This is a genomic window from Nocardioides zeicaulis, from assembly GCF_042432345.1.
In the GTDB taxonomy this organism is placed as follows: domain Bacteria; phylum Actinomycetota; class Actinomycetes; order Propionibacteriales; family Nocardioidaceae; genus Nocardioides; species Nocardioides zeicaulis.
The window spans coordinates 771,108-785,969 of sequence record NZ_JBHLXH010000001.1; the positions used below are offsets into that span (position 1 = coordinate 771,108).

General features: G+C 73.5%; 14 protein-coding genes. 4 read left to right on the forward strand and 10 right to left on the reverse strand.

The window, feature by feature from the left end; translation table 11 throughout:
* Positions 1-62: 62 nt before the first annotated feature.
* Positions 63-2,225 (reverse strand): NAD-dependent DNA ligase LigA, encoded by a 2,163-nt coding sequence (gene ligA / locus ACFFJG_RS03810; RefSeq protein WP_378517277.1) that lies wholly within the window; start codon positions 2,223-2,225, stop codon positions 63-65.
* Positions 2,226-2,413: 188 nt separating this feature from the next.
* Here ligA and ACFFJG_RS03815 point away from each other — a divergent pair, with 188 nt between their 5' ends.
* The 3 genes from ACFFJG_RS03815 to ACFFJG_RS03825 all read left to right on the forward strand — a co-directional run bounded on the left by ACFFJG_RS03815 (position 2,414) and on the right by ACFFJG_RS03825 (position 5,459).
* Positions 2,414-3,070: a TetR/AcrR family transcriptional regulator gene (locus ACFFJG_RS03815; protein WP_378517278.1), complete on the forward strand. Its 657-nt coding sequence runs from the start codon at positions 2,414-2,416 to the stop codon at positions 3,068-3,070.
* Entirely contained in the window at positions 3,067-4,674 is a 1,608-nt protein-coding gene (locus ACFFJG_RS03820) for a DHA2 family efflux MFS transporter permease subunit (protein WP_378517279.1), read from the forward strand. The genes ACFFJG_RS03815 and ACFFJG_RS03820 overlap by 4 nt, the downstream gene beginning before the upstream one ends.
* Before the next feature lie 146 nt (positions 4,675-4,820).
* Positions 4,821-5,459, forward strand: a complete 639-nt coding sequence (locus ACFFJG_RS03825; RefSeq protein ID WP_378517280.1) for an alpha/beta hydrolase — start codon at positions 4,821-4,823, stop codon at positions 5,457-5,459.
* A gap of 22 nt (positions 5,460-5,481) precedes the next feature.
* Here the strand turns inward: ACFFJG_RS03825 and ACFFJG_RS03830 are convergent, their stop codons facing one another.
* The 3 genes from ACFFJG_RS03830 to ACFFJG_RS03840 are packed head-to-tail and all read right to left on the reverse strand — an operon-like array spanning position 5,482 to position 8,768.
* Positions 5,482-6,480, reverse strand: a complete 999-nt coding sequence (locus tag ACFFJG_RS03830) for a uroporphyrinogen decarboxylase/cobalamine-independent methonine synthase family protein (protein ID WP_378517281.1) — start codon at positions 6,478-6,480, stop codon at positions 5,482-5,484.
* Positions 6,477-7,577, reverse strand: a complete 1,101-nt coding sequence (mnmA, locus tag ACFFJG_RS03835) for a tRNA 2-thiouridine(34) synthase MnmA (RefSeq protein ID WP_378517282.1) — start codon at positions 7,575-7,577, stop codon at positions 6,477-6,479. Before mnmA ends, ACFFJG_RS03830 begins: the two co-directional genes overlap by 4 nt.
* A 9-nt stretch (positions 7,578-7,586) precedes the next feature.
* Entirely contained in the window at positions 7,587-8,768 is a 1,182-nt protein-coding gene (locus ACFFJG_RS03840) for a cysteine desulfurase family protein (RefSeq protein WP_378517283.1), read from the reverse strand.
* A 74-nt stretch (positions 8,769-8,842) separates the two neighbouring features.
* On the opposite strand from ACFFJG_RS03840, the gene ACFFJG_RS03845 reads away from it, so the two are divergent.
* Positions 8,843-10,078, forward strand: coding sequence for a hypothetical protein (locus tag ACFFJG_RS03845; protein WP_378517284.1), 1,236 nt, complete (start codon positions 8,843-8,845; stop codon positions 10,076-10,078).
* Between the two features lies 1 nt (position 10,079).
* Here the strand turns inward: ACFFJG_RS03845 and ACFFJG_RS03850 are convergent, their stop codons facing one another.
* The 6 genes from ACFFJG_RS03850 to rplU form a co-directional block, all read right to left on the reverse strand.
* A complete protein-coding gene (locus ACFFJG_RS03850) occupies positions 10,080-10,724 on the reverse strand; it encodes a nucleotidyltransferase domain-containing protein (RefSeq protein ID WP_378517285.1) in 645 nt (214 codons plus the stop codon).
* A gap of 41 nt (positions 10,725-10,765) precedes the next feature.
* Positions 10,766-11,158 carry a hypothetical protein gene (locus ACFFJG_RS03855; RefSeq protein ID WP_378517286.1) on the reverse strand — a complete coding sequence of 131 codons (393 nt, stop codon included), beginning with the start codon at positions 11,156-11,158 and terminating at the stop codon, positions 10,766-10,768.
* A 214-nt stretch (positions 11,159-11,372) separates the two neighbouring features.
* A complete protein-coding gene (gene proB, locus ACFFJG_RS03860) occupies positions 11,373-12,506 on the reverse strand; it encodes a glutamate 5-kinase (protein ID WP_378517287.1) in 1,134 nt (377 codons plus the stop codon).
* Entirely contained in the window at positions 12,496-14,061 is a 1,566-nt protein-coding gene (gene obgE / locus ACFFJG_RS03865) for a GTPase ObgE (RefSeq protein ID WP_378517288.1), read from the reverse strand. Before obgE ends, proB begins: the two co-directional genes overlap by 11 nt.
* Before the next feature lie 117 nt (positions 14,062-14,178).
* The gene (rpmA, locus tag ACFFJG_RS03870; protein WP_121138737.1) at positions 14,179-14,433 is read right to left on the reverse strand and encodes a 50S ribosomal protein L27; all 255 of its coding nucleotides are present in this window, start codon (positions 14,431-14,433) and stop codon (positions 14,179-14,181) included.
* A gap of 44 nt (positions 14,434-14,477) precedes the next feature.
* On the reverse strand, positions 14,478-14,777 hold the full coding sequence (gene rplU, locus ACFFJG_RS03875) for a 50S ribosomal protein L21 (protein WP_121138735.1): 300 nt from the start codon (positions 14,775-14,777) through the stop codon (positions 14,478-14,480).
* Positions 14,778-14,862 lie beyond the last annotated feature (85 nt).

The following is a 14,862-nucleotide window of genomic DNA, read 5'->3' on the forward strand; positions in this document are numbered from 1 at the left end:
CCGCCCACACCCGAGGCGCGCCCGGCCCTGCCCGTCCTGCGGCGACCAGCCGGGGTGGCTCGTCAGGCGAGCCCCTCGGGGCCTGCCTCGAGGAGCCGCACGAACTGCTCCTCGTCGAGCACGGGCACGCCGAGCTGCTCGGCCTTCTCCGCCTTCGAGCCGGCGTTCTCCCCGACGACGACGTAGTCGGTCTTCTTCGACACCGAGCCGGAGGCCTTGCCGCCGCGGGCGATGATCGCCTCCTTGACCGAGTCGCGGGTGAAGCCCTGGAGCGAGCCGGTGGCCACCACCGTGAGCCCCTCGAGCGTGCGCGGGACGGAGTCGTCGCGCTCGTCGGCCATGGCGACGCCGGCCGCCTCCCACTTCTCGACGATCGCGGTGTGCCAGGCGGCGTTGTCGCCGATCTCCTCGGACTCCGCGTCGCCCTCGCTGGCGCCGTGGAACCACTCGCGCACCGACGCAGCGATCGTGGGCCCGACGCCCTCGGTCGCGGCCAGCGTCTCCTCGTCGGCGTCGCGGACCGCGCGCATCGACCCCAGCTCGGTGGCGAGGGCGCGGGCGGCGGTCGGCCCGACGTGGCGGATCGACAGCGCGACCAGCACCCGCCACAGCGGCACCCTGGTCTTGCGCTCGTGGAGGTTGGCCAGCAGGCGTGCGCCGTTGGCGCTGAGCTGCGGGCCTTCCTCCCCCTTCTTGGGCGCGCGGGTGAACAGCGGCACCCGGAGCAGCGCTGCCTCGTCGAGGTCGAACAGGTCACCCTCGTTGGTGATCACTCCGGCCTCGAGCAGCGCGACGGCCGCCTCGTAGCCCAGCCCCTCGATGTCGAAGGCGCCGCGCCCGGCGACGTGGAAGACCCGCTCGCGCACCTGGGCGGGGCACTTCTCGTGGTTGGGGCAGCGCAGGTCCTTGTCGCCCTCCTTCTGCTGCGCCAGCGGCGTGCCGCACGCGGGGCACTCGGTGGGCATCACCCACTCCGCCAGGCCCTCGGGTCGCAGTGCGAGCACCGGTCCGAGGATCTCGGGGATCACGTCACCGGCCTTGCGCAGGATCACGGTGTCGCCCGGACGGACGTCCTTGCGCCGCACCTCGTGGGCGTTGTGGAGCGTCGCGTTCTCCACCGTGGAGCCGGCGACCTTGGTGGGCTCCATGACGCCGTAGGGCGTCACGCGGCCGGTGCGGCCGACGTTGACCTCGATCGACCTGAGGAGCGTGTTGACCTCCTCCGGCGGGTACTTGTAGGCGATCGCCCAGCGCGGCGCCCGGCTGGTGGACCCGAGCCGGCGCTGGAGCGACACGTCGTCGACCTTGACCACGAGGCCGTCGATCTCGTGGCCGACGATGGTGTGGCGGTGCTCGCCGACGTGCTCGATGCGCGCCTCGACCTCGGCCAGGGTCGCCACCACCCGGACCTCCTCGGAGGTGGGCAGGCCCCACGCGCGCAGGGCGTCGTAGGCCGCGCTCTGCGTCGGCGGGTCGAAGCCCTCGCGGGCCCCGATGCCGTGGCAGACCATGCCGAGGTCGCGCGTCGCGGTGACCCGCGGGTCCTTCTGGCGCAGTGAGCCCGCCGCTGCGTTGCGCGGGTTGGCGAACATCGGCTTGCCGGCGTCGGCCATCGAGGCGTTGAGGCGGTCGAACGCCTCCGTGGTGAGGAAGACCTCGCCGCGCACCTCGAGCAGGGCCGGAACCGGGTGGTCGTCGGTGCCGGCGAGCCGGTGCGGGACGGTGGCGATGGTCTTGACGTTGGGGGTCACGTCCTCCCCCGTGCGGCCGTCGCCGCGGGTGAGGGCCCGGACCAGGCGCCCGTCCTCGTAGAGCAGGTTGATCGCCAGGCCGTCGACCTTGAGCTCGCACAGCAGCGCCGGGGGCTCGATGCCCTCACGCAGGATCCGGGCGTGCCAGGCGCCGAGCTCCTCGAAGCTGAAGGCGTTGTCGAGCGACTCCATGCGCTGGAGGTGGTCGACGGCCGTGAACTCGGTGGAGACCGCGCCGCCGACCTTCTGGGTGGGCGAGTCGGGGGTGCGCAGCTCGGGGAACCGCTCCTCGAGGCCCTCAAGCTCGCGCAGCCGCACGTCGAAGTCGGCGTCCGACAGCGTGGGGTCGTCGAGGACGTAGTAGCGCCAGCGGGCGTCCTCGACCTGCTCGCTCAGCTCGCGGTGGCGCTCGCGGGCCTCGGGCGGTGCGCTCGCGACGGCAGCGGCGGGCGTGGAGTCGTCGGGCGTGCTCATGGGCACAGTCTGCCGGTCCGCACCGACACCCGGGTGGGCCGGCGACGCCCGGCGCGCCACGCTCCGGTCCAGACCGGGATGGAACTCATTTGTTCCATCGGAATAAGCACGCCTACGCTCCTGTTCGGTGAAACGAAACCGTTCCGTTTCATCGTGACCACCGTCACGCACCGCGCAGGAGAGGACGCATGACCCCGACCGAGACCGGCACCCGCCCCCGCGTGGTCGGCGAGCGCGAGATGGAGATCCTCGACGCCACGCTCGACGTGCTCGCCGAGGTGGGCTACGACCTGCTCACGATGGACGCGGTCGCGACCCGGGCGAAGGCGTCGAAGGCGACCCTCTACCGGCGCTGGCGCGGCAAGCCCGAGCTCGTCGTCGCTGCGATCACCGCGCGCAAGGGCGAGGCCGCCGTCCCCGACACCGGCACCCTGCGGGGCGACCTCCTGGCCGCCTACTGCGGTGCCGGCGGCATCGACGACCCGCTCGCCCAGTCGGTGCTCGCGGCCGTCGTGACCGCGATGGGTCGTGACCCGGAGTTCGCGGAGGTCTACCGCCGCGAGTTCATCGGCCCCAAGGTCGCCGCCTCGAAGGTCATCTACGAGCGCGCCCGCGAGCGCGGGGAGGTCCACCCCGGCGTCGACCTCGACGTGCTCGCCCCCTCGCTCGCAGGGATCGTGCTCCACCGCGTCTTCCTCCTCGGCGAGCAGGTGACCCCCGCCCTCGTCGGGCGGGTGCTCGACGAGGTCGTCCTGCCCGCCGCCCTCCACGGTCCCGCGACCCCGTTGTCGGACCCCTCTGCTCCACTCGACCCAGACCCCGTCACACGAAGGAACCACCCATGACCGACCTCGCTCCGACCACCGACGAGGTGACCCCCGAGCAGCACAAGCGCCTGCGCTGGGCGCTCGTGCTCATCTCGCTCGCCCAGCTGATGGTGGTGCTCGACTCCACCATCGCCAACATCGCGCTGCCCTACATCGGCAACGACCTGTCCATCGACCAGGCCAACCTCCAGTGGATCGTCACCGGCTACGCCCTGACCTTCGGAGGCTTCCTGCTGCTCGGTGGCCGGCTGGCCGACCTGATGGGCCGTCGCCGCATCTTCATGGTGGGCGTGCTGCTCTTCGCCGTCGCCTCCCTCGTCGGCGGTGCCGCGCAGAACGAGGCGATGCTGCTCGGGGCCCGTGCGTTCCAGGGCCTCGGCGCCGCGCTCGCCTCCCCTGCGGCCCTCGCGCTGATCGCCACCACGTTCCCGGCCGGAAAGGAGCGCAACCGCGCCTTCGCCGTCTACGCCGCCATGGCGGGCGTCGGCGCGGCCGTGGGCCTCATCCTCGGTGGCTGGCTGACCGGCCTCGACTCCCCGCTCGGCATCGAGGGCTGGCGCTACACGTTCCTCATCGTCGTCCCGATCGGTCTCGCCGCGGCGTTCTTCGCGCCCCGCTTCTTCGACGAGTCCGAGCGCCACGAGGGCGAGCTCGACATCCCCGGCGCCATCACCGGCACCGCCGGCCTGCTCGCCATCGTCTTCGGCCTGAGCCGCGCCGGCCAGGAGGAGTACGGCTGGGACGCCACCAGCACCATCGTGAGCCTCGTCGTCGGCGTCGCGCTGCTCGGCATCTTCGTGCTGGTCGAGTCGCGCGTGGCGCACCCGCTGCTGCCGTTCCGCATCTTCGCCAGCAAGAACCGCGCCACCGCCTTCGCCGTCATGATGATCGTCCCGGCGGCGATGTTCGCGATGTTCTTCTTCCTCTCGCTGTTCATCCAGCTCGTGGTCGGCTACAGCCCGCTCCACACCGGCTTCGCGTTCCTGCCGTTCTCGATCGCGATGATCATCTCGGCCACCACGGCCTCCAAGCTGGTCAGCACGGTCGACCCGCGGTTCCTGTCCGGGGTCGGCACCCTGCTCTCGGCCGCCGCGCTGTTCGGCTTCAGCCGGCTCGACGTCCCGCAGAGCGGGTCGGGGATCATCGACACGATCACCACGACCGGGCACCTCGGTGACGGGGTCAACTACTGGACCCACATCCTGCCGTTCATCGTGCTGATGGCCTTCGGCATGGGGCTCAACTTCGTCCCGCTGACCCTCGTCGCGGTCCACCGGCTGCGTGCCCAGGACTCCGGCATCGGCTCGGGCGTGCTCAACACGATGCAGCAGGTCGGTGGCGCGCTCGGCCTCGCGACCCTGAGCACGGTGGCGCTGCACTACACGAACTCCCGCGTCGAGGAGATCGCCCCGAAGATCGGTGAGGCCGCGCAGGGCTCGCTGAGCCAGGAGCAGGTCGGTCAGTTCGCCTACCTCGCGGGCTTCTCCGAGGGCGCGACCCACGCCTTCCTCGTCGGCTTCGGCATGATGATCGTGGCCTCCGCGATCGTGTGGCTGTTCCTCGACGTCAAGCACGAGGAGCTCGCCACGGAGGACGCGCCCGAGGGCGTCGGCGTCCACTGAGCCACCGGCGGTCCCCGGGCCGCCCTGACCAGCAGCGAGGGAGGACCCCCGGTGAGCCCGGGGGTCCTCCCTCGCACCGTTCCCGCCGCAGGTCCCCCCTCGGCCGGCCTCCCCATCCAGTGCGGCCCCGGCTCCGAAGGAGCGATGTGCCCGACCTCCACGTGACGACCTACGACGGACCGGCGCGCCCGAGCGCCATGGTGCTCGTCCTGCACGGTGGCAAGCCGCGCTCGCGCCAGGCCGTCGGCGGGCGCAGCGCGTCGTGGCGCCGCGCGGGGTGGCTGGCCCGCTCGGTGGCACCGCGCCTGGCGGACGCGGGAGCCGGGGTGCGGCTCGTCCGGTACGTCGAGCGCGGCTGGAACGGCGGGGCCGACCGCGCCGCCGACGCACGACGGGCGCTCGACGAGCTGCGGGACGTCCACGGCGAGGTGCCGGTCGTCCTGCTCGGGCACTCGATGGGCGCGCGTATCGCGGTCCACGTCGCCGACGACCCGTCGGTCGTCGGTGTGGTCGGCCTGGCGCCGTGGTGGTCGGCCGAGGACCCCGTCGAGCCCCTGCGCGGCCGTGCCCTGCGGGCCGCTCACGGCCGCCGTGACCGGATCACGTCGTTCCGGGAGACCACGCGCTACGTCGAGCGGGCCCGCACCGTCGCCGACAGCGTCGAGCTGCGCGACATGGGCGCCCTCGGTCACTACATGCTCAGCGGCTCGGAGCGCTGGCACGACACCGCGGTCGGGCTGACCCTCGACGTGCTCGGGGCCGAGGTCCCCCGCAGCGAGCGCTGATCAGACCGCGATCCCCCCGGTGTCAGCGCCCGGAGAGGCCGTCGGCGCTGCGCCGCAGCACCTGCAGCGACTCGCGGGCCCACGAGCCCGAGGCGCCGGCCAGCCCGCAGGTGGGGGTGAGCACGAGCGCGTCGCCGACCTCCTCGGCGTCGAGGCCGAGCATGTCGAGCCACCGCTGCACGCGCTCCACGACCCGAGCGTCCGACACCGCCGACCCCGGGTCGGTGGAGGCCACGACGCCGAGCGCCGCGGTGCGGCCCTGCTCGAGCGCCTCGGCGAAGGTGTCGAGGTCGGCGGGTCCGAGCATCGCGAGGTCGGCCGACAGGCCCGTCGCGCCGGTGCCGGCCAGGAGCGACCACGGAGTCTGCGGGGCGCAGGAGTGCACCCACGCCTCGGCGCCCGCCTCGGTCAGCGCCGCCGCGACCCACTCGAGGTGGGCCGACGCCTCGGGCAGGTCGACCCTCCGGTGGCGGCCGAAGCCGCTCGCGGTCGGCACCCGGCCGGCGACCACGGCGGCCAGCGCGGGCTCGTCGACCTGCACGACGAGGCGGTCGACGCCCGGGAGCCGGCGCCGCAGGTCGGCGACGTGCGTGCGCAGTCCCTCCGCCAGCGCCTGGGCCAGGTCGCGGCGCGCGCCGTGGTCGCTGAGCACCTTGTCGCCGCGCGGCTTCTCCACGGTGGCGGCCAGGGTCCACGGGCCCGCGACCTGCGCCTTGAAGGCGCCCGCGTAGCCCTGGGCGAGCTCCTCGACGGTGTCGAGGTCCTGCGCCAGCAGCGAGCGCGCGCGCCGGTGGTCGACGCCGCTGGTGTCGGTGAGCCGCCAGCCCGCGGGCTGGAGGTCGGCGGAGATCCCCTCCACGACGGCGAGCGCGCGGCCGGTCATGTCCGCACCGACGCCCCGGCCCGGCAGCTCGGGCACGAACGGCAGGTCAGGCAGCTCGCCCAGCACCAGGCGTACGGCCTCGGCGTGCTCCGCGTCGGTGGTGCCGGGCATCGACCCGACACCGGTCGCGAGGCTCATGCGTGCGCCACCGGTCGGGTGGAGGCGATGGTGGCCGAGCCGACGACGCGGGTGCCGTCGTAGATCACCGCGGCCTGCCCCGGCGCGATGCCCTCCGCCGGGTCGAGCAGGTCGATGTCGACCTGCTCGCCCTCCACCCGCACGACGGCGCGGTGCTCGGCGCCGTGGGCGCGCAGCTGGACGGTGCCCTCGACCCGTTCGGGGACGGTCCCGCACCATCGGGGGCGGATGCCGACGACGTGGTCGACCGCCAGCCGCTCGCGCGGCCCGACGGTGACGGTGCCGCTGACCGGCTCGATGTCGAGGACGAAGCGCGGCTTGCCGTCGGCGGCCGGCACGCCGAGGCGCAGGCCACGCCGCTGGCCGATGGTGAAGCCGTAGGTGCCAGTGTGGGTGCCCACCGTGTCGCCGGTGGTCACGTCGACGATCTCGCCGCCGTGGTTGGGCGCGCGGTCACCGAGCTTCTCGCGCAGCCAGCCGGCGTTGTCGCCGTCGGCGACGAAGCAGATGTCGTGGGAGTCGGGCTTGTCGGCGACCAGCAGCCCACGCGCCTCGGCCTCGCGGCGCACGGCCGGCTTGTCGGTGTCGCCGAGCGGGAACAGCGAGTGGCGGAGCTGCTGCTGGTCGAGGACGCCGAGCACGTAGGACTGGTCCTTGCCGTGGTCGGCGGCGCGGTGCATCTCGACCAGCCCGTCGGCGCCGGTGCGCAGCTGGGCGTAGTGACCGGTCGCGACGGCGTCGAACCCGAGAGCGAGGGCCCGGTCGAGCACCGCGGCGAACTTGATCTTCTCGTTGCACCGCAGGCACGGGTTGGGCGTGCGGCCGGCGGCGTACTCGTCCATGAAGTCCTCGACGACGTCGGAGTGGAAGCGGTCCGACAGGTCCCAGACGTAGAAGGGGATGCCGATGACGTCGGCGGCGCGACGGGCGTCGTTGCTGTCCTCGATCGTGCAGCAACCGCGCGCGCCGGTGCGGTACGACGCGGGGTTGCGGCTGAGCGCGAGGTGCACCCCCGTCACCTCGTGCCCCGCCTCCACCGCGCGTGCGGCAGCCACGGCCGAGTCCACGCCGCCCGACATGGCGGCGACCACCCTCATCGCGGGCCCTCAGCGCGCCCGTGCGGCGCGGGCGCGCTCGACGACGGGGCCGATGGCGCCGACGAGGGCGTCCACGTCGGCGGGGGTGGAGGTGTGGCCGAGGGAGAAGCGGAGCGAGTGGCGCGCCTGGTCGGGGTCGCAGCCCATCGCGAGCAGGACGTGGGAGGGCTGGGGCACCCCGGCCGAGCACGCCGAGCCGGTGGAGCACTCGATCCCGCGGGCGTCGAGCAGCATCAGCAGCGAGTCGCCCTCGCAGCCGGGGAAGCCGAGGTGGGCGTTGCCGGGCAGCCGCCCGGGGCCGGCCGGGGCGCCGTGCAGGTGGGCGTCGGGGACCACCTCGCGCACCCGCCGCACCAGGTCGTCGCGCAGCGCGGCGACCCGGATCGCGTGGTCGTGCTGGCCCTTGACCGACGCCTCGACGGCCGCGGCGAGCCCGGCGATGGCGGGGACGTCGAGCGTCCCGCTGCGGATGTCGCGCTCCTGCCCACCGCCGTGGACCAGCGCGCTCACCGGGAGGTCACGGCGCACGACGAGGGCACCCACGCCGTAGGGGCCGCCGACCTTGTGGCCGGTGAAGGTCAGGGCGTCGACGCCCGACTCGGCGAAGTCGACCGGCACCTGGCCGACCGCCTGGACGGCGTCGGTGTGCACCGGGATGCGGTGCTCGGCGGCGATCGCGACCACCTCGTCGACCGGCTGGAGGGAGCCGACCTCGTTGTTGGCCCACATCACCGACACCAGCGCGACCGACGCGGGGTCGCGCTCGATCGAGGCGCGCAGCGCGTCGACGTCGAGGACGCCCTCGCCCGACACGGGCAGCAGCTCGACCTCGGCGTCGTCGTTGTCGGCCAGCCAGTGCAGCGGGTCGAGGACGGCGTGGTGCTCCACGGCCGTGGAGAGGATGCGCGTGCGGCGCGGGTCCTCGGCGCGGCGGGCCCAGAAGATGCCCTTGAGCGCGAGGTTGTCCGACTCGGTGCCGCCGGAGGTGAAGACGATGTCGCCGGGGCGGGCGCCGATGACGCCGGCGATGGCCTCGCGCGACTCCTCCACCACGCGGCGCGCGCCACGGCCCGAGGCGTGCAGCGAGCTGGCGTTGCCGACCCCCGACAGGTGTCGCGTCATCGCCTCGACCGCGACCGGCAGCATCGGCGTGGTCGCGGCGTGGTCGAGGTAGACGATGCGCTCGCTCATGACCTGCCAAGCCTACGCGGGCCACCTCGGCGTTCCCGCCACGCGGGGCTGCCCGGCCGCCTAGGCTCCGGCGCATGCGTGCGTCCCGGGCCTGGCTCGCCTGCCTCCTGCTCCTGCCCGCGACGGCGTGCCGCGCCGACGGCGGGCGGGAGGCGATGCCTGACGAGAGGTCGGCCCCTGCCGGGATGGACCAGTCACTGCGGCCCCGGGCGCTCGCCCTGGTCCAGGCGCGTGAGGACGCCCTCGAGGCCGGCGACCGGGAGGCCTTCCTGGCCACGGTGGACCCGGGCGACGAGCAGTTCGCGGCGTCGCAGGCGCGCTGGTGGGACAACCTCGCGCAGCTCCCCGTGACCGACGTCGCGCTCGACCTCGGCGACGAGGACGTCATGACGCGCGTGCACGGCGAGGGCGACCTCCAGCTGCCGGTCGACTTCACGATGCGCCTCGACGGCTACGACGATCACCCGGTGACCCAGCCGATGATCTACACGTTCGTCGCCGACGGCGACGACGTCCTTCTCACCAGCGACCGCAACACCCAGAGCGACGCTCTCACGGGTTGGGTCCCCGCGCCGTGGGACGTCACGGCGATCACCGTCGAGGAGTCCGACGGCGTGCTGGCCGTCCTGGACGACACCACGCGGGTCGACGCGGCGTCGCTGCAGGACGACGTCGTCGCCGCGCGGGACGCCGTCGAGCCCCTGCTGCCGCCGTGGTCGGGCCGGGTGGTCGCCTACGACATCGCCGATGTGGACGCCATCGACCGGATGTCGGCGATGACGGTCGACCAGACCGCGGGGGTCGCCTTCCCGATCGTGCGACGGCCGGGCGCCCGCACCGTCTCGGCCTACCGGTTCGCGGTCAACCCCGGCGCCTACGGCAGCGGGTTCGAGCGCGACCTGGTCTTCCGGCACGAGCTGGTGCACGTCGCACTCGCCGAGCGCGACGACTGGTCCCCCGCCTGGCTCGTGGAGGGCACGGCGCAGTACGTCGCCCGCGCCGCGACCTACACGACGGAGCAGCGTCGCCGTGACTGGTCGCTCAACCTGGCGGGGCGCCCCGGCCTCCGGCTGCGGACGGGCAACGACTTCTACGCGCGCGGCGACACGTGGCTCAACTACGAGCTGGCCGGCCTGGTGTGCGACTACCTCTCCGCCACCCGGGGTCCGGACCGCCTCTGGGAGCTCATGGACACCTTCCGGAGCAGGCGACCCGCGACCGCCGCTGCCGCGGACGACCTCGTCCGACGACAGGTGGGCATGTCCCCCGCGCAGCTCCGGGACGCGGCGCTCGCCTGGGCGGGCGCCTGACTCAGCCCATCTGCTCCAGCCACGGGTGGTCGGCGCGCTCGCGGCGCACGGCCTCGCGCAGCCAGTCCTGCTCGGCCGGGCCGAGGAGCGGCCACGCGACGGCCAGGTCGGCGGCGTCCTTGGTGCGGCTCAGGCGCGCCTTGTGCTGGAGCACGACCTCGGCGCGCATGTAGCGGATGCCGTCGTCGGCGACCCAGGTGACGTCCTCCAGCGGGGCGACGTGGTCGGGGTCGCGCCGCGAGACCCACAGCCCGTCACGGTCCTCGGACAGGAGGCAGTCGAGGAACCACGGCGCCGTCGCGTGGTCGCGCAGCCACACCTGCCCGGCCTCGGGGTGCGGCTCGGGCCACTGGTCGGTGACCGGGCGGATCATGCCGCTGCCGGCCGACCAGACGTGGTGCCGGTCCCCCACCATCTCCCGCAGCCGCGGCAGGTCGCGGCGCCAGATCACGACGTCGATGTCGTCGTGCGGCCGGTGCTGCCCGGTGAAGGCGTCGATCGCCCAGCCGCCGACGACCCACCACTCCCGGCCGTAGTCGGCCATGAACGCCGCCAGCCCAGCGGGGTCCAGCGCCTGCCACGCGCCCCACAGCCGCTCGAAGGCGGCCTCCGCTGCGACCTCGGCCTCACCCGGTGTCCAGTGCATCCGGGCAGGCTAGCCGGGGCCAGGGCCGGCCGCGCCGTACGTCAGCGGCCCGGCGGGGTCCACCCACGTCGCTCCGCGATGCCGACGACCACCACGAGGACCGCGGCCACGCCGCCGAGCGCTCCGGCCCAGCGGTCGCCCTGCGTCCACAGGTAGGCACCGCCGGCCCCGAGCAGCAGCGGCAGCACGGCGGTGAGCGCCAGCTCCGTCGAGGACGTGAGACGCCGCGAGGTGCGCCAGGACACCGCCCACATCAGGGCGCCCCAGCCCACAGCGAAGAGCACGCCCGCGACCGCGGCGGGGCCGGCTGCCTGTCCCACCGACTCATCTCGGTCCAGCACCGCGAGCAGGGCCTGGAGGACGCCGAACACCACTCCGGCCGACAGCACCGCGATGACCCGTCGACGCAGGCTGACCCTCTGGACGTCCCCCACCCGGCCCCCTCTCGTGTCGGAGCGCCAGCCTCGCAGCCTCCGCGTCGCGAGAGCCGCCCCGGCGCCGACGTACCCGAGATGGGTGCCGGCCGGCCCACGCGTGGGTAGTCCAGTGACGAAACGTCCTCCACGGGGTCGCCGGACGACGCTTTGCCACTGGACTACCGGTGAGCGGGGGAACGTGGAGGGGGAAAGACGTCCAGGGGCTGGCCGGTCAAAGCAGGACGAGGTCGTCGCGGTGGACGACCTCGCGCTCGTACGCCGCCCCGAGGTCGGCCTTCAGCTCGCTCGTGGAGCGGCCGAGGAGCGCGGGCAGCTCGTCGGCGTCGAAGTTCACCAGCCCGCGACCGACCAGCGCCCCGTCGGGGCCGAGGAGGTCGACGGCGTCGCCGGCGACGAACGAGCCGTCCACCCCGGTGATGCCGGCGGGCAGCAGCGAGGCGCCGCGCTCGACCAGGGCGCGCACCGCGCCGGCGTCGAGGCGCAGGCTCCCCTGGCCGTTGGTGGCGTGGGCCAGCCACAGGAGGCGGGTGGGCCGTCGCCTGCCGGTGGCCTCGAAGAGCGTGCCGACCTCGACGCCCGACAGCGCGGCGGCGGCCTGGTCGGCGGAGGTCAGCACCACGTCGATGCCGGCCCCGGTCGCGATGCGGGCCGCGTCGACCTTGGTCGCCATGCCGCCCGTGCCGACGCCGGCCGAGCCGGCCGCACCGACGGTCACGGCGGCGAGGTCGTCCTCCGAGCGCACGACCGGCACGAGCCGGGCGCCGGGCCGGCTCGGCGGGCCGTCGTAGAGGCCGTCGACGTCGGAGAGCAGCACCAGCAGGTCGGCGTGCACGAGGTGCGCCACCAGCGCGGCCAGCCGGTCGTTGTCGCCGAAGCGGATCTCGGAGGTGGCGACCGTGTCGTTCTCGTTGACGATCGGCACCACGCCGAGCTCGAGCAGCTTGGCGAACGTCTGGTGGGCGTTGCGGTAGCTCGCGCGCCGCATCACGTCGTCGACGGTGAGCAGCACCTGGCCGGTGATGATGCCGTGCCGGGCGAACTCCTCCTGGTAGCGGTGCGCGAGCAGCCCCTGGCCGACCGAGGCGGCGGCCTGCTGCGTCGCCAGGGCGCTGGGCCTGCGGCCGAGCCCGAGTGGGGCGAGCCCGGCGGCGATCGCCCCGGAGGACACCAGCACGACCTCGGCGCCGGCGCCGCGGGCGGCGGCCAGCACCTCGACGAGGCGGCGTACGCGCGCCGGGTCGATCCCACCCGCTGCCGTGGTCAGCGACGACGAGCCGACCTTGACCACCACGCGGCGCGCGGCCGCCACCAGGTCGGAGCGGGAGGTCGAGCCCTCAGTCGTCACTGCCGTCCCAGTCGGGGTCGTCCTTCGTGCCGATCTCGTAGGCCATCGGACCGACGCCCGAGCTGCCGGAGCTGCGGTTGGGGCCCTTCTTCTGCCGCTCGGCGTCGAGGCGGCGGGCCACGTCGGCGCGGGCCTCCTCCTCGGCCTTGGACTCCATGCCCTCGGCGATGTCGCGGCGCCTACCGCGGGCCGGTCGCTCCTCGCGCAGGCGCTCGTCCTCGCCGCGTCGGCCGAGCATCTCGGCGCCGGCCTCGATGCTGGGCTTGAAGTCGAAGACCACGGCGTTGGACTCGGGGCCGATGATGACGGTGTCGCCCTCCTGGGCGCCCATCTTGGCCAGCTTGAGCTCGACGCCGAGGCGGTTGAGCCGGTCGGCGAGGAAGCCCACGGCCTCCTCGTTGCTGAAGTCGGTCTGGCGCACCCACCGCTCGGGCTTGGTGCCGCGCACCCGCCAGCCCTCGTCGGTCGCGACGACCTCGAAGTCGTCACCGCCGTCGACGGCCCTGGGGCGGATCACGATCCGCTCGGGCTCCACGACCGGTGCGAGGCGGCGGGCCTCGGTGACGATCTCGGCCATCGCGAAGGTGAGCTCGCGCAGGCCGGCACCGGAGGCGGCGCTGACCTCGAAGACGCGCAGGTCGCGGCCCCGCAGCTCCTCCACCACCATGTCGGCGATGTCCTGGCCGTCGGGCACGTCGACCTTGTTGAGCGCCACCAGCCGGGGCCTGTCGTCGAGCCCGCCGTAGCGCGCGAGCTCGCGCTCGATGACCTCGAGGTCGTCGAGCGGGTTGCGGCCCGGCTCGATGGAGGCGGTGTCGACCACGTGGACGATCGCCGAGCACCGCTCGACGTGGCGCAGGAAGTCGTGGCCCAGGCCGCGGCCGTCGGCCGCCCCCTCGATCAGGCCGGGCACGTCGGCGACCACGAAGGTGGTCTCGCCGGCGGTGACGACACCGAGGTTGGGGATCAGCGTGGTGAAGGGGTAGTCGGCGATCTTCGGCCGTGCACGCGAGATGGCGGCGATGAGCGAGGACTTGCCGGCGCTCGGGAAGCCGACCAGGCCGATGTCGGCGACGACCTTGAGCTCGAGGCGTACGACGAGCTCGTCGCCGGGCTCGCCGAGCAGCGCGAAGCCGGGGGCCTTGCGCTTGGAGGAGGCGAGGGCGGCGTTGCCGAGGCCGCCGCGACCCCCCTGCGCCACGACGAGGGTGGTGCCGTGCCCGACGAGGTCGGCGAGCACCTCGCCCTGCTCGTCCTTGACCAGCGTGCCGTCGGGGACGGTCAGGACGAGGTCCTTGCCGTTGCCGCCGTTCTTGTGGTCGCCCGCGCCCTGGCCGCCGTTCTCGGCGCGGCGCTTGGGGCTGTGGTGGTAGTCGACGAGGGTGGTCACGCTCGTGTCGACCTGCAGGATGATCGAGCCACCCTGGCCGCCGTTGCCGCCGTCGGGCCCCCCGAGCGGCTTGAACTTCTCCCGCTTGACGGAGGCGACGCCGTTGCCGCCACGTCCTGCCGCGAGGTGCAGCGTGGCCTGGTCGACGAACGTGGGGATGGCCATGGTGTTCCTTCGTTGTGCTTCGGTGGTCGAGGAGCGAGCCTCGAAACCACGAAGGGCGCCCCCAGACAGGGGCGCCCTTCGAGATGAGCTGGTGGAGCAGTGCTCAGTGGCGCGTGGTCACTCGCCGGGGACGATGTTGATCACGCGACGACCACGGCGGGTGCCGAACTCGACGGCGCCGGCCTGGAGGGCGAACAGGGTGTCGTCGCCGCCACGGCCCACGCCGGTGCCCGGGTGGAAGTGCGTGCCGCGCTGGCGGACGATGATCTCGCCGGCGCCGACGACCTGGCCGCCGAAGCGCTTCACGCCGAGGCGCTGGGCGTTGGAGTCACGGCCGTTCTTGGTGCTCGCAGCACCCTTCTTGTGAGCCATTGTTCAGTCCTTCGAAGATGTGGTGGACGACCTCGAGCGCGGGCTCAGAGGGAGATGTCGGTGACCTTGACCTGGGTGTACTTCTGGCGGTGACCCTGGCGCTTCTTGTAGCCGGTCTTGTTCTTGTACTTCTGGATGATGATCTTCGGGCCCTTGGTGCGGCCGGTGACCTCGACGGTCACGCTGGCCTTGTCGAGGCCGGTCGCGGTGACCTTGTCACCGTCGACGACCATGACCACGGGAAGGGTCATGGTGTCACCGGTGGCAGCCATCGCGTCGATCTCGATGACGTCGCCGACGGCAACCTTCTGCTGCTTGCTGCCACTGCGCACGACTGCGTACACGGCGAGTCACTCTCCTCAGAACTACAGGTGATGAAAAACGGGGACTGCGCACGACACCGCCTGGTGTGGGCGAGGTACGCCGCGG